Source organism: Variovorax sp. 01T439_2 (assembly GCF_056398445.1).
Genome location: NZ_JBFTPJ010001274.1, coordinates 1 through 1,236, shown reverse-complemented (window position 1 = coordinate 1,236; position 1,236 = coordinate 1). Strand labels below are relative to the sequence as shown.

Sequence of the window (1,236 nt, the reverse complement as noted above, 5' to 3'; positions counted from 1 at the left end):
GCTTAGGGGCGAATTCTGCCTGCGTCGCGAAGGTCTGGTTCTGGCCGAATGTAGCCGGTCGTTGCCTTGGAGCTTAGCGCTCGAAGTTGCCTAGCTGAGAGCTTCGAAGCCAACGTTGAATCCTCATCAGTCATCGCAGCTTCTCAGTCGGTTTGCTATCGCACTACTGGTTCGTGATAGTCCGTCGACTCCGAAATCGCCCAGCGGGTTTCCAGTTTGGCTCGTGCATTGTCATAGTCGGCACGAATCCATGAACTGCACTGGAGGGTATCAGGAGCGGCTCCTGCATCCACCACACGGAGGGTTACCTTTTCGCCGTCGCGAAAGACAAAGCCACCGACTCGAATCGCGACGTGGCTCCGTTCAATCATGAGGTTCACGTAGCGTCTACCTACTGGATCTTCATAGCTCTTGTCGAGGAATGGTGGGTTTCCGAGGCTTTCGATTGCGAAATCATGCATTGGGCGCCTCACATCGATCCATTCGCTTTTCTTGATGCTAAAGGAAAGAGATTTGCATACCTTTGGTTCGCGTGCCGGTGGTGTACATGCGCTAAGTGCGACGAGGGCCGCTGCGCCTATCGCACACGGGAGATGTTCCCAGATCGAGCGCATGTTCTCACTCCAGTTTGCTTTTCTTCTAAGTCGGCGAACGCGCCGCTCTTGGATGTTCGCGCGCTAATTGTGCCGGCACGGCGTAGTTCCGCTTTTGGCCGGGCGCCGTCTTTGTATAAATGGGCCGCTTGCCGCTCACGGCGCGCCAAGTATCGTCAGTAGCGGCATTTATCAGTGCGGCTAGCTTGTCTCTTTCCTTGAACTAGCACTCGAAACCTCAGTACTTCGGGCGCATTACCAGAACCAATCGTGGCGGAACTCGGCCATCAATGTCCCGGGGCAAGAAGCCAGTGCGCAGGAGCGCAACTATGGCGGCTACGTCCCAGTCTTCGATGCCGCTGGAACGAACGATGTAGGGCTCAATGACTTTGCCATCAGGACTGAGAGTGACGTTGAGTTCCACTGCTGGGTTTCCCTGAATGGCGTCCACATCAGCGTATCGAACGTTCGGGCGCACAGCAGCGGCGACGCGATCAGCGTAACTTGGTCGACCGGCGTTCCGGCCCGTTCCTGGCTGAACAGGCGTCCACATCAGCGTATCGAACGTTCGGGCGCACAGCAGCGGCGACGCGATCAGCGTAACTTGGTCGACCGGCGTTCCGGCCCGTTCCTGGCTGAACAG

General features: G+C 57.0%; 2 protein-coding genes. Both read right to left on the bottom strand.

Features of this window, described 5'->3' with window-relative positions; translation table 11 throughout:
- Window positions 1-155: 155 nt before the first annotated feature.
- On the bottom strand, window positions 156-614 hold the full coding sequence (locus AC1DOC_RS34220) for a hypothetical protein (protein WP_436046222.1): 459 nt from the start codon (window positions 612-614) through the stop codon (window positions 156-158).
- Between the two features lie 217 nt (window positions 615-831).
- The coding region (locus AC1DOC_RS34215) for an energy transducer TonB (protein WP_478131641.1) at window positions 832-1,236 on the bottom strand (405 nt) is incomplete at its 5' end.

Excerpts from the sequence above, each read along its gene's own strand:
- AC1DOC_RS34220 (WP_436046222.1), bottom strand. The coding sequence starts at position 614 with ATGCGCTCGATCTGGGAACATCTCCCGTGTGCGATAGGCGCAGCGGCC.